Source organism: Parvibaculum sp. (assembly GCF_030651915.1).
Lineage (GTDB): Bacteria > Pseudomonadota > Alphaproteobacteria > Parvibaculales > Parvibaculaceae > Parvibaculum.
On sequence record NZ_JAUSBV010000010.1, the window covers coordinates 82,887 to 106,677 of the forward strand.

General features: G+C 60.0%; 24 protein-coding genes, 1 tRNA gene and 1 pseudogene. 24 read left to right on the forward strand and 2 right to left on the reverse strand.

Annotated features, from left to right (window positions below; all coding sequences use genetic code 11):
• Positions 1 to 11 precede the first annotated feature (11 nt).
• Positions 12 to 1,703, forward strand: a complete 1,692-nt coding sequence (locus Q7V31_RS14335; protein WP_304735273.1) for an isovaleryl-CoA dehydrogenase — start codon at positions 12 to 14, stop codon at positions 1,701 to 1,703.
• Here Q7V31_RS14335 and Q7V31_RS14340 read toward each other — a convergent pair whose 3' ends face one another.
• Complete coding sequence (locus tag Q7V31_RS14340; RefSeq protein WP_304735275.1) at positions 1,704 to 2,618, reverse strand: AEC family transporter; 915 nt, start codon at positions 2,616 to 2,618, stop codon at positions 1,704 to 1,706.
• Between the two features lie 21 nt (positions 2,619 to 2,639).
• Complete coding sequence (gene ruvX, locus Q7V31_RS14345; RefSeq protein WP_304735276.1) at positions 2,640 to 3,110, reverse strand: Holliday junction resolvase RuvX; 471 nt, start codon at positions 3,108 to 3,110, stop codon at positions 2,640 to 2,642.
• 201 nt (positions 3,111 to 3,311) lie between these two features.
• Here ruvX and gatC point away from each other — a divergent pair, with 201 nt between their 5' ends.
• From gatC to Q7V31_RS14460, 23 genes and pseudogenes are all read left to right on the forward strand, one after another.
• Positions 3,312 to 3,599, forward strand: a complete 288-nt coding sequence (gene gatC / locus Q7V31_RS14350; protein ID WP_304735277.1) for an Asp-tRNA(Asn)/Glu-tRNA(Gln) amidotransferase subunit GatC — start codon at positions 3,312 to 3,314, stop codon at positions 3,597 to 3,599.
• A gap of 2 nt (positions 3,600 to 3,601) precedes the next feature.
• Complete coding sequence (gene gatA, locus Q7V31_RS14355) at positions 3,602 to 5,080, forward strand: Asp-tRNA(Asn)/Glu-tRNA(Gln) amidotransferase subunit GatA (protein WP_304735279.1); 1,479 nt, start codon at positions 3,602 to 3,604, stop codon at positions 5,078 to 5,080.
• A complete protein-coding gene (gatB, locus tag Q7V31_RS14360; protein WP_304735280.1) occupies positions 5,080 to 6,585 on the forward strand; it encodes an Asp-tRNA(Asn)/Glu-tRNA(Gln) amidotransferase subunit GatB in 1,506 nt (501 codons plus the stop codon). The genes gatA and gatB overlap by 1 nt, the downstream gene beginning before the upstream one ends.
• Before the next feature lie 680 nt (positions 6,586 to 7,265).
• Positions 7,266 to 7,556: pseudogene (locus tag Q7V31_RS14365) on the forward strand (glutathione S-transferase family protein); the annotation flags it as partial.
• Between the two features lie 276 nt (positions 7,557 to 7,832).
• Positions 7,833 to 8,183: a hypothetical protein gene (locus Q7V31_RS14370; protein WP_304735282.1), complete on the forward strand. Its 351-nt coding sequence runs from the start codon at positions 7,833 to 7,835 to the stop codon at positions 8,181 to 8,183.
• A gap of 68 nt (positions 8,184 to 8,251) precedes the next feature.
• Positions 8,252 to 8,920 carry a glutathione S-transferase N-terminal domain-containing protein gene (locus Q7V31_RS14375; protein WP_370690666.1) on the forward strand — a complete coding sequence of 223 codons (669 nt, stop codon included), beginning with the start codon at positions 8,252 to 8,254 and terminating at the stop codon, positions 8,918 to 8,920.
• Between the two features lie 168 nt (positions 8,921 to 9,088).
• Positions 9,089 to 9,358 carry a hypothetical protein gene (locus Q7V31_RS14380; protein ID WP_304735283.1) on the forward strand — a complete coding sequence of 90 codons (270 nt, stop codon included), beginning with the start codon at positions 9,089 to 9,091 and terminating at the stop codon, positions 9,356 to 9,358.
• A gap of 111 nt (positions 9,359 to 9,469) precedes the next feature.
• Positions 9,470 to 10,375 carry an acyl-CoA thioesterase II gene (gene tesB, locus Q7V31_RS14385; RefSeq protein ID WP_304735285.1) on the forward strand — a complete coding sequence of 302 codons (906 nt, stop codon included), beginning with the start codon at positions 9,470 to 9,472 and terminating at the stop codon, positions 10,373 to 10,375.
• A gap of 72 nt (positions 10,376 to 10,447) precedes the next feature.
• Positions 10,448 to 10,540 (forward strand) — tRNA-Ser (locus tag Q7V31_RS14390).
• Positions 10,541 to 10,783: 243 nt separating this feature from the next.
• Positions 10,784 to 11,245 (forward strand): hypothetical protein, encoded by a 462-nt coding sequence (locus Q7V31_RS14395; protein ID WP_304735287.1) that lies wholly within the window; start codon positions 10,784 to 10,786, stop codon positions 11,243 to 11,245.
• Between the two features lie 42 nt (positions 11,246 to 11,287).
• Positions 11,288 to 12,052 carry a beta-ketoacyl synthase chain length factor gene (locus tag Q7V31_RS14400; protein ID WP_304735289.1) on the forward strand — a complete coding sequence of 255 codons (765 nt, stop codon included), beginning with the start codon at positions 11,288 to 11,290 and terminating at the stop codon, positions 12,050 to 12,052.
• Complete coding sequence (locus Q7V31_RS14405; protein WP_304735290.1) at positions 12,039 to 12,815, forward strand: 1-acyl-sn-glycerol-3-phosphate acyltransferase; 777 nt, start codon at positions 12,039 to 12,041, stop codon at positions 12,813 to 12,815. Before Q7V31_RS14400 ends, Q7V31_RS14405 begins: the two co-directional genes overlap by 14 nt.
• Positions 12,802 to 13,068, forward strand: a complete 267-nt coding sequence (locus Q7V31_RS14410; RefSeq protein ID WP_304735291.1) for a phosphopantetheine-binding protein — start codon at positions 12,802 to 12,804, stop codon at positions 13,066 to 13,068. The genes Q7V31_RS14405 and Q7V31_RS14410 overlap by 14 nt, the downstream gene beginning before the upstream one ends.
• Positions 13,065 to 13,316, forward strand: a complete 252-nt coding sequence (locus Q7V31_RS14415; RefSeq protein ID WP_304735292.1) for an acyl carrier protein — start codon at positions 13,065 to 13,067, stop codon at positions 13,314 to 13,316. Before Q7V31_RS14410 ends, Q7V31_RS14415 begins: the two co-directional genes overlap by 4 nt.
• On the forward strand, positions 13,291 to 13,872 hold the full coding sequence (locus Q7V31_RS14420) for a hypothetical protein (protein ID WP_304735293.1): 582 nt from the start codon (positions 13,291 to 13,293) through the stop codon (positions 13,870 to 13,872). The genes Q7V31_RS14415 and Q7V31_RS14420 overlap by 26 nt, the downstream gene beginning before the upstream one ends.
• Complete coding sequence (locus Q7V31_RS14425) at positions 13,869 to 15,524, forward strand: AMP-binding protein (RefSeq protein WP_304735294.1); 1,656 nt, start codon at positions 13,869 to 13,871, stop codon at positions 15,522 to 15,524. Before Q7V31_RS14420 ends, Q7V31_RS14425 begins: the two co-directional genes overlap by 4 nt.
• Entirely contained in the window at positions 15,521 to 17,230 is a 1,710-nt protein-coding gene (locus Q7V31_RS14430; RefSeq protein WP_304735295.1) for a glycosyltransferase, read from the forward strand. The genes Q7V31_RS14425 and Q7V31_RS14430 overlap by 4 nt, the downstream gene beginning before the upstream one ends.
• A gap of 14 nt (positions 17,231 to 17,244) precedes the next feature.
• Complete coding sequence (gene hutH, locus Q7V31_RS14435; protein ID WP_304735296.1) at positions 17,245 to 18,807, forward strand: histidine ammonia-lyase; 1,563 nt, start codon at positions 17,245 to 17,247, stop codon at positions 18,805 to 18,807.
• On the forward strand, positions 18,804 to 19,223 hold the full coding sequence (locus tag Q7V31_RS14440; RefSeq protein ID WP_304735298.1) for a thioesterase family protein: 420 nt from the start codon (positions 18,804 to 18,806) through the stop codon (positions 19,221 to 19,223). Before hutH ends, Q7V31_RS14440 begins: the two co-directional genes overlap by 4 nt.
• Positions 19,172 to 19,792, forward strand: a complete 621-nt coding sequence (locus tag Q7V31_RS14445) for an outer membrane lipoprotein carrier protein LolA (RefSeq protein WP_304735299.1) — start codon at positions 19,172 to 19,174, stop codon at positions 19,790 to 19,792. The genes Q7V31_RS14440 and Q7V31_RS14445 overlap by 52 nt, the downstream gene beginning before the upstream one ends.
• Complete coding sequence (locus Q7V31_RS14450) at positions 19,789 to 22,023, forward strand: MMPL family transporter (protein WP_304735301.1); 2,235 nt, start codon at positions 19,789 to 19,791, stop codon at positions 22,021 to 22,023. Before Q7V31_RS14445 ends, Q7V31_RS14450 begins: the two co-directional genes overlap by 4 nt.
• Positions 22,013 to 23,233: an NAD(P)/FAD-dependent oxidoreductase gene (locus Q7V31_RS14455; protein ID WP_304735304.1), complete on the forward strand. Its 1,221-nt coding sequence runs from the start codon at positions 22,013 to 22,015 to the stop codon at positions 23,231 to 23,233. Before Q7V31_RS14450 ends, Q7V31_RS14455 begins: the two co-directional genes overlap by 11 nt.
• Positions 23,224 to 23,790 carry a DUF3261 domain-containing protein gene (locus Q7V31_RS14460; protein ID WP_304735305.1) on the forward strand — a complete coding sequence of 189 codons (567 nt, stop codon included), beginning with the start codon at positions 23,224 to 23,226 and terminating at the stop codon, positions 23,788 to 23,790. The genes Q7V31_RS14455 and Q7V31_RS14460 overlap by 10 nt, the downstream gene beginning before the upstream one ends.
• Position 23,791 lies beyond the last annotated feature (1 nt).

The window sequence follows — 23,791 nt, forward strand, 5'->3', positions numbered from 1 at the left end:
GAGGATGTGGGATGGAGAGCCGCTCGGGACAGCCGGAGGCCTTCGCGACGCATGAGGTTTTCAACCAGCCGCCGCCGCTGGAGGACGTCAACCTCTATACCTCCGACACGGCGCTGCAAGAGACCGTCGAGCGAGAGGGCGCGGGCGCGGCCAAGGCGTCGCTGACGGCGTTCGGGAAACTTGTGGGCAGCGCCGAGACGATCGATCTCGGGCGGCAGGCCAATGCCTATCTGCCGGTGCTGAAGAGCTTCGACCGTTTCGGGCATCGCGCCGACCGGGTGGAATTTCATCCGTCCTATCACAAGCTGATGGCGATGTCTGTGGCGCAGGGTCTGCATGGTTCGCCCTGGGATCATCTGAAAGACGGGCTTGACGCGAAGCCGAAGCCGGGCGCTGTCGTGGCGCGGCTGGCGGGCACCTACATGATGACGCAGGTGGAAGCCGGGCATGGCTGCCCGATCACCATGACCAATGCGGCTGTGCCGGCGCTGATGTTCCAGCCGTCGCTGGCCAAGGAATGGATTCCGCGCATTCTCTCGCGCGACTATGACGAGCGGTTCGCACCTGCGAAGGAAAAGCGCGGCGTGACGCTCGGCATGGGGATGACCGAGAAGCAGGGCGGGACGGATGTGCGTGCCAACACGACGGCGGCAATGCCGGTCAATGGCGGCGGGCCGGGGGCGGAATATCGCATCACCGGGCATAAGTGGTTTTTCTCGGCGCCGATGTGCGATGCGTTTCTGGTGCTGGCACAGGCGCCGAATGGCATCTCGTGTTTCCTGATGCCGCGTTTCACGCCGGACGGCGAGCCGAATGCGATCCGCATTCAGCGGCTGAAGGACAAGGTGGGCAACAAGTCGAACGCTTCTTCGGAGGTCGAGTTTCAAGCCGCGAGCGGCTGGCTGATCGGCGAGGAAGGGCGGGGCGTCAGGAACATCATCGAGATGGCGACCTATACGCGCCTCGACTGCGCGGTGGCGACGGCGGGGATGATGCGGCAAGCGGTTTCGCAAGCCGTCCATCATTGCTCCTACCGCACGGTGTTCCAGAAGAAGCTGATCGACCAGCCGCTGATGGCCAATGTGCTGGCCGATCTCGCGCTCGAAACCGAGGCGGCGACGGCCTTGTCGTTCCGCGTCGCGCGCTCGTTCGACCGGGCGCATGAGGATGAGGCGGAGGCCGCCTTCCGCCGCATCATGACGCCGGTGGCCAAATACTGGGTGTGCAAACGGGCGCCGAACCTCGCTTATGAGGCGATGGAGTGTCTCGGCGGCAATGGTTATGTGGAAGAAGGGATTGCGGGGCGCATCTATCGCGAGATGCCGGTCAACGCGATCTGGGAAGGCTCGGGCAATGTGATGTGCCTTGACGTGCTGCGCGCGCTGGCGCGGGAGCCGCAGGCGCTCGATGTCGTGTTCGCCGAGTTCGATGGCGCGCGGGGCGCGAATGCGGCTTATGACGGCGCGCTGGAGGCGCTGAAGGAAGCGTTCAGGGATTTCGGTTCGCTGGAGGCGCGCTCAAGGCAGGTGGTGGAGCAGATGGCGAAGGTGGCGGCGGGATCGGTGCTGCTGCGCCATGCGCCTCATGCGGTGTCGGACGCCTATTGCGCAACGCGGCTCGGGCGCGACTGGGGCGATGTCTACGGGACGCTGCCGGTGGGCGCGGATATTGCGGCGATTGTGGAGCGGGCGCGGGTGGCGTAACTACCCCAACACCCACAACATCAGCGGCATGGTGATTGCCGCAAGGATGGTGGAGCCGGTGATCAGGCTTGCCATCAGCGTGGCGTCGCCGCCGAGTTGGCGGGCGAGGATGTAGGACGATGTCGCGCCGGGGACCGCGCCGCAGAGGATGACGACGGCGGCGGCAAGCCCGGTGACGCCGAAGACGAAACACCAGCCTGCCATCAGCACCGGCATGACGAGAAGTTTCAGGCCGCTGGTCAGCGCGACGATCCAGCCGGTTTCGAGCGCGTGTTTGGGTTGCAAGCCGGCGCCGATGGCGATGAGGCCGATGGTCAGCGCGGCGGCACCGAGAATGTCGAAGGTCGAGGCAAGCGGGCCGGGAAGGCCCAGCCCTGAGACGTTGAGCGCGATGCCGGCCGCGCAGGCGAGGATCAACGGATTCTTCGACAAGAGGCGCAGCACCGCGACGAGGCCGGCCGGTTCGTCGCCGGCATAGCGTGTCAGGATCAGCACCGAGAGCACGTTGACTGTCGGCACCAGCACCGCGAAGGCGACGGCGGCGAGCGTCACGCCTTCGGGGCCAAAGAGGGAGCCGATGGCGGCGAGCGCGACGAAGCCGTTCCAGCGCGCGGCGCCCTGGAAGACAGACGAGAACTGCGGGCCGGAAAGCGGCAGCGCCTGCTTCATCAGCATCAGGATCGCGACCATCGAGAAGAGGCCGGCGCCGAGCGCCGAGGCCATCGGTCCGATGTCGTGATCGGCGAGGTTGGCGGTTGCCAGCGTGTGCAGCAGCAGGGCAGGAAAGAAGATGTAATAGGTCAGGCGGTCGAGCGGCGCCCAGAGGCCTTCACCCGGAAAATCCATCCGCTTGATGACGAAACCGAGCGCGATGACCAGGAAGACGGGGATGAGGGAATTCAGAATGGGCAGCATGCGTTTCTTCTTGTTCTTTGCTCAGAGCTTCTTCAGCCGGTCCAGCGCGCCTTGCAGAATGTACGCCGCCGCCAATTTGTCCACCAGTTCGGCGCGGCGGGCGCGGCTGGCGTCGGCGTCGAGCAGGGTACGGGTGACGGCCTGGGTGGACATGCGCTCGTCCCAGAAGGCGATGGGGAGATCGGTCAGTTTTTCGAGGTTGCGGATGAAGGCGCGAGTCGACTGGCAGCGCGGGCCTTCGGTGCCGTCCATGTTGAGGGGGAGGCCGATGATGAGGCCGCCGGCATCGTGTTCGGCGGCCAGCGCCAGCAGGCGGGCGGCGTCGGCGGCGAACTTCGTGCGCTTGATGGTTTCGAGGGGGCTAGCGATCGAAAGCGAGACGTCGGAGAGGGCAAGGCCGATGGTTTTCGAGCCGAGATCGACACCGATCAGGCGCTGATGGCGCTTCAGGGCCGGCTGCAGCTCGTCCAGTGACTTCAGATTGCCGCTCAAGTGGCTGTCATCCTTGAAAAAATCTGTCCGGCCGGACAATAGTGAGGCGGCAGGAGCGGCGCAATCCGCTTGCCTCATATAAAGAGGGCAGCGGCGTTGCGGCGCTGGCCCGCAGCTTGTTATGTTCCCCCGCGATTCAGCGGGCAAGGGGCGGCTTCGGCCCCCCGGACCCCGCTTTCACAACCAGGACAAGGCAGGCCCATGTCGGTCGATCAGAAAACGGTCCGGCACATCGCCCGACTTGCGCGGATTGCCGTGCGGGACGATGAGCTGGAAGCGCTTGAGAAGGAACTCAACGGCATTCTCGACTGGGTCGAGCAGTTGGGCGAGGTCGATGTCGAGGGCGTCGAGCCGATGACCAGCGCCGTCGAGGTTGCGATGAAGATGCGCGACGACGTGGCGGTGGTTCAGGACCTGCAGAAGGAAGTGACGCGGAACGCGCCGGGCGCCGAGGACGGCTTCTATGTGGTGCCGAAGGTGGTGGAGTGAGCATGAGCGAGTTGACCAAACTGACGCTGGCGGCCGCCCGCGACGCGCTGAAGAAGAAGGAGATCAGCGCAGTGGAGCTGACGGGGGCCTATCTCGCCGAGATGGCGGCGGGCACAGCGCTCAACACCTATGTGACGGTAACTGCCGAAAAGTCGATGGAGATGGCGAAGGCGTCCGACGCCAGGCTCGCCAAGGGCGCGGGCGGGGCGCTGGAAGGGCTGCCACTCGGCATCAAGGATCTCTTCTGCACCAAGGACGTGCTGACGACGGCCTCCAGCCATATTCTCGACGGCTTCCGTCCGCCTTACGAGTCGACCGTGACCGCCAATCTGTGGCGCGACGGGGCGGTGATGCTGGGCAAGCTCAACAATGACGAGTTCGCCATGGGCTCGTCCAACGAGACAAGCTTCTACGGACCGGTCGTCAATCCGTGGCGGCGCAAGGGCGACGCGACGAGGCTGGTGCCGGGCGGCTCGTCGGGCGGTTCGTCGGCGGCCGTGGCGGCGAAGCTCTGCCTTGCCGCGACGGCGACCGATACGGGCGGTTCGATCCGCCAGCCGGCGGCCTTTACCGGCACGGTCGGCATCAAGCCGACCTATGGGCGCTGCTCGCGCTGGGGGATCGTCGCCTTCGCCTCGTCGCTCGACCAGGCGGGTCCGATCACGCGCGACGTGCGCGATGCGGCGATCATGCTGACCTCGATGGCTGGGCACGACGAAAAGGACACGACCAGCGTCGACCGGCCGGTGCCGGACTACGAGGCGGCGCTCGGGCAGGGCGTGAAGGGCCTCAGGGTCGGCATTCCGAAAGAATACCGGGTTGACGGCATGCCGGCGGAGATCGACGCGCTGTGGTCGCGCGGCATCGAGTGGCTGAAGGCGGCGGGGGCCGAGATCAAGGAGGTCAGCCTGCCGCATACGAAATATGCGCTGCCGACCTATTACATCGTGGCGCCGGCGGAATGTTCGTCGAATCTCGCGCGTTACGACGGTGTGCGCTACGGCCTCAGAGTCGAGGGCCGCGACATCACCGACATGTACGAGAAGACGCGGGCGGCCGGTTTCGGCGCCGAGGTGCGGCGTCGGGTGCTGATGGGCACTTATGTGCTGTCGGCCGGCTACTACGACGCCTATTACCTGAAGGCGCAGAAGGTGCGGACGCTGATCGCGCGGGATTTCGCCGCGGCCTTCGCCGATGTGGATGTGCTGCTAACGCCGACCGCCCCTTCGGCCGCCTTCGGCATTGGCGAAAAGACCGATGATCCGCTGTCGATGTATCTGAACGACGTCTTCACCGTGCCTGTGAACCTCGCCGGACTGCCTGGCATTTCGGTGCCGGCCGGGCTCTCGTCCGACGGATTGCCGCTCGGATTGCAGCTGATCGGGCGGACGTTCGACGAGGAGACGCTGTTGCGGGCCGCCTACGCGGTCGAGCAGGCCGCAGACTTCAAAGCGGCACCTGAAGCGTGGTGGAAAGCATGATGACCGATTTCGAAAGCACGATGCGCAAGCGGGAACCCCGCGAAGAAGACCTGATCCGGGGCGCGACGGGCGATTGGGAGATCATCCTCGGCCTTGAGGTTCATGCCCAGGTCACCTCCGAAGCGAAGCTTTTTTCTGCCTCGTCGACCAAGTTCGGTGCCGAACAGAACACGCAGGTCAGCTTTGTCGACGCGGCGATGCCGGGCATGCTGCCGGTCATCAACCGCTATTGTGTCGAGCAGGCGGTCAGGACCGGGCTCGGGCTCAAAGCGCAGATCAACCTGCGCTCCGTGTTTGACCGGAAGAATTATTTCTATCCGGATCTGCCGCAGGGCTACCAGATTTCGCAGTTCAAGCATCCGATCGTCGGCGAGGGCGAAGTCGTGCTCGACATGCCGGATGCGCGGACTGTCATTGTCGGCATTGAACGGCTGCATCTCGAGCAGGATGCTGGCAAAAGCCTGCACGACCAGCACCCGGCCATGAGTTTCGTCGATCTCAACCGGTCGGGTGTGGCGCTGATGGAGATTGTTTCAAAGCCGGATATGCGCTCGGCCGAGGAAGCGCGCGCCTATGTGACGAAACTCCGGACGATCCTGCGCTATCTCGGTACCTGCGACGGCAACATGGAAGAGGGTAGCTTGCGCGCCGACGTTAACGTTTCGGTACGCAAGGTTGGCGCGCCGCTGGGCACGCGTTGCGAAATCAAGAACGTCAACTCGATCCGGTTCATCGGTCAGGCGATCGAATACGAGGCGCGGCGACAGATCGACATCCTTGAAGACGGCGGCAAGATCGACCAGGAAACACGGCTGTTCGACCCGAAAACCGGCGAAACACGACCGATGCGTTCCAAGGAAGAGGCGCATGACTATCGTTACTTCCCCGATCCCGACTTGTTGCCGTTGGTGCTCAGGCAGGCGGAGGTCGATGCAATCCGGGCGTCGCTGCCGGAACTCCCGGACGAGAAGAAGGCGCGGTTGATCTCGGCGTACGGGTTGTCGGCCTATGACGCGACCGTCCTGGTGAGCGACGGCGCCCGCGCCGACTTCTTCGAGGCGGTGGCGAAGGGGCGCGATGCGAAGCTCGCCGCCAACTGGGTGACGGGCGATTTCTTCGCCGCGCTGAACCGCGAAGGGCACTCGATCGAGCAGTCTCCGGTCACCGCAAAACAGCTCGGAGAGCTCCTCGATCTGATCTCGGACGGGACCATCTCCGGACGAATCGCCAAGCAGATTTTTGATTCGATGTACAAAACGGGTCGCGACCCCTCCAAAATCGTCGAGGATGAAGGCCTAAGGCAAGTCACGGATTTTGGGGCGATCGAGGCCGCGATCGATGCCGTCATCGCGGCAAACCCCGATAAAGTCGAGCAAACGAAAGTCAAGCCTCAACTTGCAGGCTGGTTTGTCGGACAAGTGATGAAATCCACGTCTGGCAAGGCAAATCCGCAAGTCGTCAACGAAATTCTCGCCCGAAAACTCGGTCTATCATCCGACGGCTGATGAAAATTTCCGGCCCTCGTGTGAACCGTTTGTAAACCACTCTCGACCAAGAGTGGGGTGGGCGCGCTTGCACAAAACCGTTGCAATGTGTTGCCGAGCGCTTTTTCGGCGCTCATATTATTCGTGTGCGCCTGAGGGGTACGAGGGCGCTCGTAGCGTGTGCGTTGCGAATACACAGATTGTCGCCAAAGATAACGGCACATCAGGAGCTAGAGAAATATGGCTACCAAGACAAAAGCGAAACCGAAAGCGGCTGCCAAAAAGGCCCCCGCCAAGAAGGCTGCGGCCAAGAAGCCCGCTGCCAAGAAGAAGACCGTGAAGAAGCTCGCTGCCAAGACCAGCGCGGCGAAGAAGGCCCCCGCCAAGAAGGCAGCGGCCAAAAAGAAGGCTCCGGCCAAGAAGAAGTCGGTGAAGAAGGCCGCCGCGAAGAAGACGGTTGCCAAGAAGGCGCCGGCGAAGCGCAAGCCTGCCGCCAAGAAGAAGCCGGCAGCGAAGCGCAAGCCTGCGGCACGCAAAAAGGCCGTCAAGAAGGCCTAAAGAGCGATACTCGCCGGCCAAAACCCGCGAAGGCGGCGGCGAAGCTTTCTTCAGCCAGGCAAAGTCCCGCATCATCGCGGGGTGATGCCAAGGTGATCGATCTCGACTACCGGCCAACATCTGACGGCTGGAAGATTTCGACGATGCTGAAGGAGTGCAAGCCGCCTTACGCGGTCCGGCCGGTGAATATCGGTGTTGGTGACCCGTTCAAGCGATCTCTTTTTGAAGATCGCGTCGAACAACCGGATGCCAGCCATCGTGGACTCTGACGGTCCCGGGGGGAAACCGATCTCGGCATTCGAGTCGGGGGCTATCCTTCAATATCTCGGCCTCATGGCAGGAAGTTCTATCTTGCCGGCGAGCGCTCGAGAGTTGAGGTCGACCAATGGCTGTTCTGGCAGATGGCTGGGCTTGGTCCGATGGCGGGCCAAGCCCATCGTCTCGCCGGTCGACGAGATTCAATTCCTGTGGGACAAGTTCGGTCAGGCGGGTTCCTGGCTGGCGGTCCGGAGGAGTATGCCCTGAGGCGCTGTCGGCGCCGGGGCTTCATCGGCGACAAGATCAAGGAAACCGCGCAGGCACGTCAAATCCTGTTCGGGCAACGCGCACAATGAATTACTGGACCGGACTTAACGGACGGTCCGTATATGCTAAGCTGGCGGCGCTTCCGGGAAACCGGGGGCGCTGTTTGCATTCCGGAGGGATTTACGATGCGCGTTTACATGCGGGCGATGCTGCTCGCGGCAGCGGCCGCCTTGGCGCCGCAAGCCGCAGGTGCAGATACGGTGACCGGAACCGGGAGCATGGTCAAGAAAGATGCCTATGGCACCGAGAACCTCTGGGGCCGGGCGCTTGTGGTGCCGCGCGACGGTACTATCGTCCGGGTCATGTACGGCACCTATGGATTTTCGATCCGCGATACAGAGGGGCGAACTGTCGCTGACTTTCTGGTTGCTGACATGGCGGTTGGCACTCGGCTTGCCGCCGGCGAATATCGCGTCGTGCCCTATGTCTGCGAGAAACACCGGCATCATCACGTCGAGGTGACGGTCGCCTACTGATCTTCCGCCTCGACTTTATCCCGCATGGTTCCTATACGCCGTCGACCATCAACCGGCGGGAGCGCAGCATGCGGTTTCTCGCATATGCGAATGACGGGGGGCGCATGATCGATCTCTATACCTGGACGACACCCAACGGGCGCAAGGTTTCCATCATGCTGGAGGAGGCCGGGCTCACCTATGAAGTGTACCCGGTCAATATCGGTAAGGCGGAGCAGTTCGCGCCGGGCTTCCTGAAAATCAGCCCGAACAACCGCATTCCAGCCATTGTCGATCATGACGCTGATGACGGCTCGCTTCCCGTGTTCGAGTCCGGGGCCATCCTGATCTACCTTGCCGAAAAGACCGGCAAGTTTCTGGCCGCCAAGGGCGCGCAGCGGGCCAAGACGCTCGAATGGCTGATGTGGCAGATGAGCGGTGTCGGCCCGATGTTCGGGCAGCTCAACCACTTCGCCAATGTGGCGCCCGAAAAGATCCCCTATGCGATCGACCGTTATGCAAGCGAAGCGGCACGGCTGATCGCCGTTCTCGACAAGCGGCTCGGCGAAGCGCCGTTCCTCGGCGGCGACTATTCGATCGCCGATATGATTACCTATCCGTGGATTGCGCCGGCGCTCGACCTGATCGCCGGACTGAAGCCTGAGATCGTCGGCGAGGCGGCTAACGCGCGGCGCTGGCTGGCCGAGGTTGGCGCCCGGCCCGGTGTGCAACGCGGCATGGCCGTGCCGAACGTCTGAACGGCACCGCGCCGGCCCGTTTTTGGTGAGTCAGACGTTAACCATTTTTTCAGGGGGGTCATGGAAAGTGGTTCCATGGGCAAGGGGGTTTCCTTGCTTCTTCGATGAACGGCGGGCGCAGATGGGCAATGGGCCGGGGGCGCCCCGTTCCTTTGAGGAGGAACCGGGATGGCGCGTATGCAGCTCGACGGGATCGAGAGGGGCGAACTTTCCGCCGAGGGTGGAAAGTGCGATGCGCTTTACAATCTCGGCCTGATGTATTCGACGGGCAGGGGCGTTGATGTCGATCTCGTGACCGCGCATAAGTGGTTCAACCTGGCAGCGATGAAAGGCAGCAACGCGGCGCGGATGTGCAGGGCCGAACTTACCGTCGAGATGACGCCAACCCAGATCGCGGAAGCGCAGCGCCAGGCGCGCGAATGGCTGGCTAGCCAGTGATTTGCCGGGTCGATTCGTTCTACCCCCTTCTCCAAAGACGGTGACAGCCCCGCAGCGGCCGCTTATGTTCCGGCTTTTCGCCAGCGTCGCGCGACAGGAGAGACCGGGCCCATGACCGACAATTCCGCCAACAACGGTCCGAGCGCCGACACAAATGCGGTCGAAGACCTCATTCAAATCCTCGATCTCGAGCAGATCGAAGTGAACCTGTTTCGCGGCCACAGTCCGGACGTGAGCTGGCAGCGCGTGTTCGGCGGGCAGGTGATCGGGCAGGCACTGGTCGCGGCCTACCGGACTGTCGACGAGCGAATATGCCATTCGCTGCATGCTTATTTCATCCGGCCGGGCGACCCGAAAATTCCGATCCTCTACGAAGTCGATCGTTCGCGCGACGGCAAGAGCTTCACCACACGGCGCGTGGTGGCAATCCAGCACGGCAAGCAGATATTCAATCTTGCGGCGTCATTCCAGGTGCCGGAGACGGGCTTTGAGCATCAGGCGACGATGCCCGATGTGCCCGCACCGGAAGATCTGCCGAACGAACGCGAACTGCGGAAAGCCATCGAGGGCCGCCTGCCGCCCGAAATCGCCAAGCATTTTGCCAGACCTCGACCAATCGAAATCCGGCCGGTCAACCCGCAGGACTATATCGACCCGTCGCCAATGGAGCCGATGCAGCATGTCTGGTTTCGGGCCCGCAAGCAGGTCGGCGACAGCCCGGCCCTGCATCAGTGTATAACGGCCTATGCGTCAGATATGACGTTGCTCGATACCTGCATCCGGCCTCACGGTGTGAGCTGGCTCTCGGGGAAGCTGCAGACGGCCAGTCTCGATCATGCGATGTGGTTTCATGCGCCGTTCCGCAGCGATGAATGGCTGCTTTACACGCAAGACAGCCCGTCGGCATCGGGTGCGCGGGGATTCAACCGGGGCAGCATCTATACGCGGGCGGGCCAGCTTGTTGCCTCGGTCGCCCAAGAGGGGCTGATCCGGTATCACGGCAAATCGGGACGCTAGGGGGCCCCTGTTGGGGGCAGGACGGATATCGCGCTTGAAGCCAGGCCCGTTCTTGGGCATACACGGGGGACCGGAGAGGTGGCCGAGTGGCTGAAGGCGGCGGTTTGCTAAACCGTTGTACAGTGTAAAGCTGTACCGTGGGTTCGAATCCCATCCTCTCCGCCAATCCGCAAGATAAGCATTTGATTTAGTTGATATTTTCTGTGGAAGGATTTCCGCGCTCCGGCGGCCTCGGGCGGGGGCAGGCGCCATGCGCCTCGGCGGTCCGGGTCCCAGACATCAATAAAATCAACCGGGCCGTTCCGGCGTTGCGCCGCTCCTTCGAGCGATGATTAACAGCTTGAAATTTTCCATTTTCTACCAGAGGTTGAGCGGATGTTCGACAGTTCGGCCGCAGGGGGGAAGTGCATGAGCAGGGGGTTCAGTTCTCAATTACGATTCGCGGTTGCGGTTTCGTCTCTGTTTCTGGGGCTTGGCATTGCGTCTGCGCATGCCGCGGACAAGGTTGTGATGATGCCGGTAGATTTGGCTCTTGCGACGCCAGACGCCCAATCCGCTTTGAATGGCTCGGTTGCCTTCTACTTTGGTGATACAGGGCATCCGCAAGTCACACAGTCCTTTGGCGAAATTGTTTCGAACAAGCGGACCAATGCCTTCGCCAAGTCCGACGAAGTGACATGCCAACGCGTGGCGCTCTCGAGATTCATTGGGCTTCAGGAGCGTGCAAATCAGTTGGGCGGCAACGCCGTCGTCAATATTCGCAGCTATTTTCGTTCGAACGAAGTAAAGAGTGACACGCACTACGAATGCCATATCGGCTTCCTGATGTCGGGTGTCATGCTCAAGGGCGAAGTCAGTCAGGCTAGCTGACTGAGAAGAGCCAGTATTTCACTGTATCAGGGAGGGCTGGCGATGCAGATCGACCGCACGTTGTCCGTCCCGACCGGTCTCACGGCCGCGTATGTGGAGTCGTGGGCGGCGATATTGCTCCCGACAGATGATGCCCCCGCGCGGCGACTTGGCGATTGTGCGGAGGAGGCGGATATCCCCGTCAATCTGCGACGTCGCCTAAGGCCGTTGGCGCGTATGGGGGTTGCCTGTGGCCTTGGCGTGGCCCCGCAGAGCGATTCAGATATTGTCTTCTGTTCACGCTATGGCGATGTCGCCCTTGCTCATCAGCTTCTTACCTCGCTTCTCGAAGGGGAGCCCATGTCGCCAGCCGGCTTTTCCATGTCGGTCCACAATACTGTTCCCGGGGTGCTCGATCTTGCGCGCAAGGCACGGATCGGTCACACGGCTATAGCGGCGGGCACACAGACACTGTCGACGGGTCTTATGGAAGCATGGCTCCGCCTTGCCGAGCGGCCACATTTGAAGCTCGTGCTGATATTCGTGGATCTCCCTCTACCGGAGATTTACCGCGAGGTTGCCGATTGTGACAGGGGCGGATTGGCATTTGGGCTCCGTCTTTCTGCTGAAGCAGGTGCACACGCTCACGTCTCCCTGATGCGCACCCAAGATACCGGGGAACACGGCGACGTTCTCGACGCTCCCCATGCGGAACTGTTGGCCCGGGAAATCATTTCACGTTTGCGGGGCGATACTCTTGAGACGCTGCGTTGGCGTTCGCAAGGTTCTCTCTGGTCGTTCGAAGGGAACACCGATGCTGCGGCTTGATTATATCTGGCGGCTATTTGGTACGGGTCTTTCCTTTTCCTTCTTTGGCATAGGAGGCCTCGTGCTTTCACTCACCGTGTTTCCAGTAATGAACCTGGTGGTGCGGGACCGTGAGGCGCGTGCTCAATATGCACAACGGTTCGTCCACACGATGTTTCGACTACATCGCAATTTCATGATTGTGATGGGCGTAATCGAGTTTGAAACGCACAATGCCGAAGCGCTGGCGCAGGATACGGGTGTTCTCGTCGTCGCAAACCACCCGACACTCCTTGATGTCGTTTTGCTGATGTCGATGATGCACCGGTCGCAATGCATCGTGAAAGCGGATATCTGGCGAAATCCCTTCATGCGCGGCGTTGTCACAGCGACGAATTACCTTCGCAACGACGGCGACCCCGAAACGCTGCTGGCGGATTGTGCTGCGGCGCTCGCCGGCGGCAACAACCTCATCGTGTTTCCGGAGGGGTCCCGTACGGTTCCCGGTGCGCCTGTGAAGCTGCAACGCGGGGTGGCCAATATCGCAATCAGGGCGGGTTCGCCCATTCGGCTCGTAACCATAAAATGCGAGCCACCGACCTTGATGAAAGGCCAGAAATGGTACCATATTCCGCCGCGCCGAATGCATTTCACAATCACGGTACACGGACTGGTTGAAACCCAGACATATATAGGTGAGTCTGTGCCGTCGATTGCCGCGCGGCGCCTAAACGAGTATTTGGCCGGCTGGTTGATGGGGGAAGTGGGCCATGGAGCGGCTTGAAGATCAAATTCGGCGCCTGATCATTGAGACTCTGAATCTGGAGGATATTTCTGTGCAGGACATCGACGAGGATGAGCCTCTCTTTGGGGAGGGCCTCGGCCTCGATTCGATCGATGCACTTGAGATCGGCATCGAAATTCAGAAGGTGTTTGGCGTGAAGATCGACTCAAGCGATGAAAATCTAGCGAGTTACTTTTCAAGTGTGAGAGAACTGGCCCGATTTGTTGCTCGACAGCAGGGTCCCGCAACATGAATCGAGATGAGATTTATGAAATGCTGAAGGGCTTTCTCGTGGAACTCTTCGAGATTCCGGAGGAGCGGATTTCGCTCGATGCCCATCTGGCGAACGACCTCGACCTCGACAGTATCGACGCCGTCGATCTGGTGCTGAAACTTCAGGAATTCGCCGGCCGCAAGGTCTCTGCGGAGCAATTTCGGTCGGTGCGGACGGTTCGCGATGTTATCGACCAGGTCCATGAGCTTCTCGACCAAGCGTCCTGATTCCTGGGACACAGCGGTTACGGTCGCAATGTTGCTGATCCCGATCGGGACAGCGATCGGTTTGCGCTGGATTGGCCCATGGCCAATTATCATTGCGCTTGTGGCCTGTATTGCTGCGCGCATCTTGTTGCCGCGGACCGCGCCTGTTCCGGTGGCGATGACACTTTGTCTCATTGCTGTTGTTGTTGCGGTTCTGGCTGTCGGTAGTTTCGCCCCAGACCTGGCGGCAATGCTTTACCCGGTTTTCATGAGTGCTGGTTTGTTCGTTGTCTTCACCGCCACACTCGTCAAGCCCCCCAGCATGGTTGAGCGTTTTGCCCGCATTGTCGAACCGGATCTTGATGAGCGCGGCGTTCGCTATACGCGCAAGGTGACAGAAGTCTGGATTGTTTTTTTTGCGTTCAATGGCCTTGTTGCGCTCTGGACCGTTCAACAGAACGACCTTTTTTATTGGGGCCTCTATAATGGCTTCATCAGCTATTTGATCGCGGGGCTTCTTTTTGTCGGTGAGTTCTTTGTGCGCCAACGCGTGCGTTCGCAGAGCGGGGCGCCATGACCAAGGACTTGTGGCAGCGTCTCTCGACTGCACCGAACGACACGCCTGTCGCCACGGATGGAACACGAAATGCGACAGCGGGTACCATTCGCGGCGCAGCCCTGTCGATGGCGGAGCGCCTGAGCGGGGACGATGGTCCGGTCTTTGTCTTTTGCGAAGACGCAGCGAACTTCGTCGTGGGACTTGCCGGCGCGTTGCTTGCGGGCCGCGACGTGTGTTTGCCGGGTCATGCCGCGCATGAGTATCTAAATGAGATCGGCGTCCATCCTGGCGCGTTCATCAGCGATCTTGAGGGGGTCAAGTCGATTTCGGTTTCCGCCTATGCGGGGCACCAGCAGGCCGAGGGTCTTCCGACTGTGCCGGAAGGCCGGATCGGCTTCTTTACATCCGGCTCTTCAGGGGAACCGAAGCGCTGCATGAAGGTGACAAGGCAGCTAGCGGCGGAGGTCGAGGCGCTGGGCCGTCTCTGGGGTGCGCCACGAGGCGTGGTCCTGGGAACGGTCTCGCATCAGCATATCTACGGCATTCTTTTCCGTGTGCTCTGGCCACTTGCAACGGGCGTGCGATTTTTTTCGCGACAGTACGAGACCTGGGAAGCTGTCGCCGGACATCTCGAACCGAACGGCGTCATCGTTTCGAGTCCCGCGCATTTGAGCCGTATCCCCAATGCGGTTCGCCTTCCGCATGTGCCGTCGGCTATTTTTTCCTCCGGTGGGCCGTTGTCGACCGATGCAGCGGCATTTGCTTCTGCGCAATTTGGTGTCACGCCGATAGAGGTTTTGGGTAGCACGGAAACCGGAGGAGTAGCGTGGCGGCAGCAGACGGGAAAATCCGTTCCATGGACAGCCTTGCCCGGGGTCTCGGTTCGTGCCGACGAGGAGGGTGCTCTTGCCGTGCGTTCGCCGTTCACCGGACATGACGAGTTTCTGTCGATGGGAGACGCCGTCGCTATTTCGGAAGATGGCCGCTTTACGCTGGGTGGCCGTCTTGATCGCATTGTCAAAATAGAGGGCAAACGCGTTTCTCTGCAGCGTGTTGAAGATGCGCTCAGGAATCTGCCCAACGTCGTAGATGTTGCCGTCATCGATCTGCCCGCCCGACAAGGTGCGCTCGGCGCTGCCGTCGTCGTGCATGAGAACGATCAAACGCTGCTCGCCACAATGGGGCGTTTTCGCTACTCAAGGCACCTGCGTACCGCGCTTAAAGATCGACTTGAGCCGATGGAATTGCCCCGTTTCTGGCGTTTTGTGCAGCGGATTCATGAGAACGCGCAAGGCAAGCGCGTCGCTGCCGACATTCGCGCGCTCTTCAGATCAGCCGAACTGCCGCAGATCGATGCGAGTGACATCAGCGGAGGTCGCGCGCGCTTTGAGCTTCGGCTGCAACCCGAGTTGCGCTGGTTTGAGGGGCATTTTCCCGGCCAACCCATACTTCCGGGTGTCGCCCAGCTTCACATTGCGGCTTTGCTTGCCGAACGAACGTGGGGCAGCGCCTTCGACGGAAGGGAGATGTCCCGCGTTAAGTTTCGCCATGTCATGCAGCCGGATGAGCGGATATCACTTACGCTGGTCAAGAGTGGATCGCGTCTTGATTTCCAGTATAGCCGCGAGGGCGAGGTGGTTGCGAGCGGCACGCTCAGGGGCAGTTCGTGAACGCGGTAAAACCCTGTGTGGTTATCCCAACATATCATCACGTGAGCGTCCTAGATGGCATCGTCTCCGGTCTGCGCATGCAGGGATTGCCGGTCATCGTTGTCGATGATGGAAACGAACCAGACGATGCCCGTCGTATAGCGGGCATATGTGCCGCACACGACGGCGTGGAGCTGTTGAGGCGCCATTTCAATGGCGGCAAGGGTGCTGCAGTTCTGGATGGCATTGAGCGGGCTGAGGCGCGCGGCTTCACACATGCGTTGCAGATCGACGCCGATGGGCAACATGATCTTGCGCGTGTCGCCGATCTGTTGCGTCTTGCCAGCGCATATCCGACAGCGCTCGTCGTTGGCGAACCCGTTTACGATGAGACGGTCCCGCGCAGCCGTCGTTTTGCTCGCTGGATTACCCACATATGGGTTTCGATCAACACCGCGTCCTTCCGGATAGTAGACAGCATGTGCGGTTTTCGCATCTATCCCATCGCGGCGACTCTGGCCATCTCGCGGTCGGTGTGTGTTGCCCAACGCATGGCCTTTGACACCGAAATACTTGTGAGGCTTGTCTGGCGTGGTGTTGATGTCGTTACATTTCCGGTTCCCGTTACTTATCCGCCGGGAAATTATTCGAACTTCGCAATGTGGGACGACAATCTGCGACTGTCGGGTATGCATGCGAAGCTCTTCTTTCTGATGTTAATGCGTCTGCCGTTTCTTCTTTTCTCGCGCATCCGGGTACGCCGCCGATCATCGCGGCATTGGGCCGCGATCGGTGAGCGGGGCAGCTATGCGGGACTCTGGATTTTGGGCGCTATCTACAAGGTGCTCGGCCGTCGCGTTTGTCTCGTTGCTTTGGCACCGGTCGTGTTTTTCTTTTTCCTGACTGGAGGAGAGCAGCGCCGGGGTTCACTCTTGTATCTCAGGCGCGCTCATGAGATGGGTTTTGTGTCACGGGCGCCCGACTTGTTCTTGTCGTTTCGGCACTTCTTGACCTTTGCTTCCTCGGCGATCGACAAACTTGCTGCATGGACGGGCAAGATTCCGGCATCGTCGGTATGTGGAGTCGATGAAGGTGAATTCGACCGAGCCAAGAAGCAGGGCCAAGGCGCGGTAATATTCACCGCGCATTTCGGCAACCCTGAAGTCCTGCGTGCAATCGCGACGCTTCGACTTCGTTGGCGCATCAATGTGCTGGTTCATACGGCTCACGCCGTTCACTTCAATCGGCTTGTCAATGAACTCTCGGAGTCTTCCACCGTCCGTGTCATTCAAGTTACAGAGGTCGGGCCAGATACAGCGATCCTGCTTCAAGAGGCGGTGGCGAATGGTGACTGGGTCGTTATGGCCGGTGATCGAATACCGGTGACCGGAAATGAGCGGATCAGCTGGGTGCCATTCCTCGGCAAGCCCGCGCCTTTTCCGCAGGGGCCACATATTCTGGCCGGTCTTCTCAAGTGCCCGGTTCATCTTCTCTTCTGTTTACGCGAGGGGGCGCATCACCGCATCTATTTCGAGCGCTTCGCGGAGAGGGTCGAGTTGCCGCGGAAAGGCAGGAATGAAGCGATCTCCGCCTCAGTGGCGCGATATGCCGAGCGTCTCGAAAGTCATTTGCGTATTGCGCCTTTGCAATGGTTCAATTTTTTCGACTTCTGGCATCCTGGGGGGCTCAAGCCGCCAGAACCAGCCGGGCAGTTAGAGGGGCAGTGAAGGTGGACGTGGTGATGGACGACGTTACAGGCGAAGTCGTCTTTGGTGGGGCGCGTCTCACGATCGGCGGCATCGCGTCAATTTCAACGCGCGCTGTTTCCGTGCGCTTGGATGATAGCGCCGCGTTTCGCGACAGAATTTCCCGTTCGGCCGTCCATGTTGATGAAACGTTGCGTCGTGACGGGATGATCTACGGTGTCACGACGGGTTTTGGCGACTCTTGCACAACACCGATTGCGGACGATCTCGTTGCGGAGCTGCCGTTGCATCTTACTCGGTTTCACGGCGTCGGCCTGGGCCGTTTTCTAACGGCGGAGGAAACGCGCGCCGTCATGGCCGTGCGTCTCGCATCGCTGGTTCAGGGCTGGTCCGGCGTCAGCCTGGGGCTGGTCGAACTGCTGACCGAAATGTTGAAATGCGACATTTTGCCGATGATTCCGGCTGAAGGGTCGGTCGGCGCCAGTGGCGATCTAACGCCATTGAGTTACATAGCCGGTGCGCTTGCCGGTGAACGTATGGTCCGCTTCGGCGACCGCGAAATGATGGCGGCCGATGCCTTCCGGGAAGCGGGGCTTACGCCGATCACACTGCGCCCGAAAGAGGCCCTGGCGGTGATGAACGGCACCGCGGTCATGTCTGGCCTCGGTGCTATTGTGTTTACGCGAGCGGCTTACCTTTCCCGCCTTTCAACACGCCTGACTTCGCTAGCCTGCATGTCACTGATGGGCAATCCGGCCCATTTCGATGGACGACTCCACTTGGCTAAACCACATCCCGGTCAGATGCTTGTCGCGGCGCGTATCCGCGAAGACCTTGCCGCGTTCGCCATGCATCATGAGCCATCGCGCTTGCAGGACCGGTACTCAATCCGTTGCGCACCACATGTCGTCGGTGTGCTCGAAGACGTGCTTCCCGGATTTCGCGAAATGCTCGAAATCGAGATCAATAGCGCCAATGATAACCCGTTGGTTGACCCTGATAGCGGGGCCATACTGCATGGCGGCCACTTCTATGGAGGCCATGTCGCTTTCGTGATGGACAGTCTGAAGAATCTTGTGGCGAATATCGCCGATCTGATGGATCGGCAGATGGCGCTGCTGGTCGATACGCGTTTCAGCAACGGACTTCCAGCCAATCTTTCGGGTGTAACAGGGCCGCGCGCGGCCATCAATCATGGGCTGAAGGCATTGCAGATTGCCACCTCCGCATGGACCGCCGAGGCACTGAAGCTCACCATGCCGGCCAGTGTCTTTTCCCGTTCCACGGAATGTCATAACCAGGACAAGGTCTCGATGGGTACTATCGCGGCTCGTGACGCGCTGCGTGTTCTGGAACTCACCGAGCAGGTTGCGGCTGCACATTCCGTTGCGTGTATCCAGGCGCTGCGCTTGCGTATCCGGAGCGGGGAGGTTTCGGCTGGCGATCTTGCAGGTCCACTTTCCGTTTTTGCCAATACACTGCAATCGGTCATTCCGTTCATCGAGGAGGACCGCCCAATCGACCATTTACTGAGCAATCTCTGTGCAGGCATTGGCCGGCAGGCATGGATGATCGACTGGGCGGAGGCAGACCGGTGAAGGCTATCGTGACCGCCTCGACGTTGTTCAATGTTCAGTTCTACGACCTCGATCCGATGAACATCGTTTGGCACGGAAACTATGCAAAGTACTTCGAGATCGGTCGCGTCGCCCTCCTTTCGAAGATTGGATATGGATACAATGCAATGAAGGATTCGGGCTATGCGTGGCCGGTTATCGACATGCATGTCCGGTACTACCGTCCTCTGGAACTCGGACGGCAGGTTGAGGTTGTGGCGGGCATCGTTGAGTGGGAAAATCGCCTTAAAATCGACTATTTGCTCCGTGACCCTCAATCCGGACTTAAGATTACACGGGGCCACACTGTTCATGTTGCACTCGATATCGAGACGAAGGAAATGCAATGGGAAACGCCACCGGTCTTACGCGGAAAAATTGCGCGATGGCTTTCATAGGCTGCCCCCAGCTTCTTGTGGTCGCCGTTTCGATGATTTTTCTTTCCACGCCTGTATATGCAGTGACGTGTTCCACGCCCGACTCATTTGACGAAAAGACCGTTGAACGACGCTTCATGCAGGAGCGCCAAATTGAGGGTATGTCGAAGACGCTCAGTTCGGAGGGCGTGTTACGTGCGGGTGAGGGACGGATCGTCTGGCACATGACAAAGCCGTTCAATGTGGAGATGGTGATAACCGCCGACGGCATTACGGAATCTGTTGATGGCGAGGCGCCGCAGCCGGTCCGCGCGGGCTCGATCAACATGGGTGCGAGCATCGCGCGTTCTGTCACTGCTGTGATGCAGGGTCAATGGACCGAACTTGAATCACTCTTCATCGTATCCGCGCCGCTGACGCTTGAGGGGGGCGATTGGGAGATTCTCCTGGTGCCTCGTCAAGAACGTATGAAGGCAGTCATCGAAACGATCAAGGTGCGAGGTTGCAGCGATGTTGCACGTGTCGAGATCGGCGGAGGGAGAGGTGATCTTCAAGTCATCGAATTTCTGCCTATGGACAGCGCGTCGTGAGTCTTGCGCGATGGCCAGCCGTTCTGATCGGTCTCGGCTTCGCCGCTGCACTAATTCTCTCCGCATTACGAATACCGGACGCGATCGACACCGATATTATGTCGCTTCTTCCGGGGGATGCACACGATCCTGTTCTTGCAGCGGCAGTTGTCCGCGCGAGTGAGGTGGCCTCGAACAGGGTTGTCTTCGTCATAGAAGGGGCAACGCCCGGGGAGCGCCGTATCGCGATTGACGCATTGTCCGCTTCCCTCACGGATACTGGCCATTTCAATGCGGCCGACGTCGATGGCGAGGCGCTTTGGAAGTGGCTGTTTTTCCATCGCGCGAGGCTTTTGTGCCCTGACGATCGCGCTCTTCTCGAGGCGAGTGGGGGCAGTGCAATCGTCGACCACGCGTTACGCCAATGGTATGCGCCGTCGATGGTCGGTATGGGAGGGCTGCTGAAGAGCGATCCCTTTCTTCTCACCAATCGCCTGATAGACTGCCTGGCACCAGGTGTCTTTGTGGGCGATGTGCCAGCGGCGGAAATGCTATCTGGAAGTATCTCCGCATCGGTTTTTCGTCTCGACGTTCAGGATGACATCGCCGCGGCAGTTGCGAGCTGGCGAATGGAGTGGGAGCCGAAAGGGCTTGTGCTCTTGCGGGGTGGTGCAATTTTTCACGCCACTCATGGCGCGATGCAGGCGCGGTCGGAGGTTTCGCTAATTGGCGGTATCACGCTTGCGGCCATTTTCCTTTTATACTGGCTGACGTTTCGCACTCTTCGTGCGCCTGTTCTCGCGATCATCATGGTGGCCTACGCGCTTGCGACGGGTCTAGCTGTAACTCTGCTCGTCTTCAGCAATGTGCATGTCATGGCGCTTGTATTTGGTGCGGCGCTGATTGGCATGGTGGTCGACTATACGACCTACTATCTCGTGACCGGAATTGGCGATGCACCAACGAGCCAGGTACAGCGAAGGGCGCATCTCTTCAAGCCGCTAACGCTCGGCATGTTGACTTCGGTCGGTGCGTTTGCGGCGCTGCTTGTCTTTCCTGTTCCGGCGTTTCGGCAGATGGCCGTCTTTGGTATGTCGGGCCTTGTTGCCGCTTGGCTCGCCACGTTCTGGGTTATTCCGCTCATCGAAGGTGGCCGTATGGCGACGGGGCCGGGTGCGGCGTGGATTTCCCGCCGCGCAGGATACTATCTGGCGCGGACACCGGCGCCGCTGTGGCGGGGACTCGTCATCTTTCTCGCACTTCTTATGTTGGCAGTTGGCTGGCGCTCCGGTGGAATTCTCGATGATGTACGCGGGATGCAAGCACCGTCGCAAACCTTGGGTATGGAAGAGGCGCGTCTTCGCGAGCTTTCCGGCTTTGAAGCGTCGAGTGCCTTCATTCTGGTTCGCGGAGATTCCGCTGCCGATGCCATTCGTGGTGAGGAGATGCTGCTTGCGCTGCTTCCCCCCGAAGATACACAGGCGATCATTTTTGCAGCGAGCCGTCTGGACCCTTCGGCTGGTACCAAGGCGCGCGACGCCGAGCTTCTTGAGACACGTCTTATTGCACCTTTCCTGCCGAAGCTTATGGCGGAACTTAGCTCGAACGGTTCGAATGCCTATGAGGCTGGTGACGTCGGTCAGATAAATCTTCCAGCTCTTGTCGCTTCGCTGCGGGGGGAGGTGTCCGGGGTCCACTGGTCCCTCATGCCGGTGACGCGCACAGTCACGTTGCCGTCGATCGGTGCGGGGGCTTGGCAGTTTGTGGATCCGGCCGACCTCTATTCCGCTCTTTTTGGGGAGTACCGGCGGCTTGCCACATTTGGCGTCGCCGCCGCCTGCTTCATGACAGGTCTCATGCTGCTGGGAATCTATCGCGAGTTTTCGGCACTCAGGGTCCTGCTGCCGGCCCTTCTCGCCGTCGTTATAACGCCTACCATTGTCATGATGCTCGGCCTGCCATTTTCATTCTTCTCCGCCATGGGCCTGTTTCTGGTGCTCGGCGCAGGGGTCGATTACGCAATATTTCAACGGGAACACCCGGGCGAGATTGGTAAATGGACACGGGTCGGCATTGTTCTGGCAGCTCTCATGACTTGTATTTCACTGGGGCTTCTCAGTCTAAGTTCGGTCTTGCCCGTCAGGAGTTTCGGGGTCACCGTAGCGGTCGGCATTTTTGTGTCGTTGGCGCTTTCGCCTTTCGCAAGGGGGCGTCGGGCCGACATTTCGAGTGGGGACGAAATTGAATCCTGACGTGGTCATTATTGGTGCCGGGCCGGCAGGGTCGGTCGCGGCAGCAATGCTTGTCGATGCGGGCTTTTCGGTTGAGGTGTTGGAGCGGGTGCATTTTCCCCGTTTTTCCATCGGCGAAAGCCTGCTGCCGCAGGCGATGGAGTGGCTCGCCGAAGCCGATCTCTTGCGTGACGTCGTTGAAGCCGGATTTCAGCACAAAAATGGGGCCATCTTTCGGTGCGGCGATAAAGAGGAGTGTTTTGACTTCCGCACGAAGAGCGCCAATGGTTGGGGCACGACCTTTCAAGTCCGTCGTGACAAGTTTGATGATCTGCTTGCGCGCGGCGCAGTGCGCAAGGGCGCGAAGGTGAGCTTTGGACAGACCGTTGTTGCGATGCAGCCAGATCCGGTCATGCCGCGCCTTACCGTACGTGATGAAGCCGGAGCCGAGCGCGACATCACGGCGCGCTTTGTTCTCGATGCAAGCGGTTTTGGACGTGTTCTCGCACGGCTACTCGATCTCGAGACGCCGACAAGCTTTCCGAATCGAATGTCGATCTTCACCCATGTCGAAGACAACATCCCGGTGCGAGCATATGACCGCAACAAGATTCTGATTACCGTCAATCCGCTCAACAACGAAATTTGGTATTGGCTCATTCCGCTGGCGGACGGGCTTTGTTCCATGGGTGTGGTCGGAAAGCCCGAGCACCTCCTGCCTTATGGATCCACACGCGAGGAACAACTTTCGGCGCTGGTCGCGGAATCCGGCCTTATGTCGGAACTTCTTGTCAACGCGAAGCGGGTGCGCGATGTAGGCGAAATTTCCGGATATGCGTGCCGCGTCAGTAGCCTTACAGGAGACGGCTATGCGTTGCTTGGAAATGCCGGGGAATTTCTTGATCCGGTTTTCTCATCGGGGGTTACCATCGCGCTTAAATCTGCGTCTCTGGCCACCCACACGCTGATAAAGCAATTGAATGGAGAAGCGCCGGATTGGGACGTTGAGTTTTCTCGACCGCTCTGTCGCGGCGTCGAGGTCTTCCGCGCCTATGTGAGCGGCTGGTACGATGGCTCTCTGCAGAAGATCATTTTCAGTGGGCGAACGGATGCGAACCAGGTCAAGGGGATGATTACGTCGGTTTTGGCGGGATATGCCTGGGACGAGAAAAATCCGTTCGTTCGCGAGCCCGACAAGTATCTCGGGATGGTTAAGTCGCTATGCGGTTAATTTGTGTCATCCTTCCTGCTCTGCTTTTTGTTGCGGGGTGTGCGTCCGGCGTTTCACCTTTGCCCACTCGTCTGGAGATAGCCCCTGGCGTTTCGTTCACTTTGCCTGTGCGACCGCCGTTTGGTGCCGATGCGAATGCGGTTCAACTTGTGCGCAGCAGCTTTGGTCGCCGGAACGACCGCTTCCAAACCATCGTCGAAGTAACGTCATCGCGATTCGCATTGGCAATGGCAGTGCCGTCCGGCCCTCATATCGTGACGATAGAGTGGCATGAAGGCGCCATTGTCGTCAGGCGCGGCATTGCGCCGGAAAGTCTACCGATGCAGCGCCTCCTCGTCGATTTCATGCTCGTCTATGCCTCGGACGAGGCAGTACGCGAGGCGCTTGTGGGCGCCCATTTCGTCAGCTCCGGAAGTGGTGCACGTCGAATTTTTCGAAATGGCAACCTGCTTGTCGAAGTGGTTCGTCCGGAGGCGAATCCGTGGGAGGGTTCATCAAGACTTCGCAACCATGTCCATGGCTACGAGCTTGTCATCGACAGTCACACGGTAAAGTAAG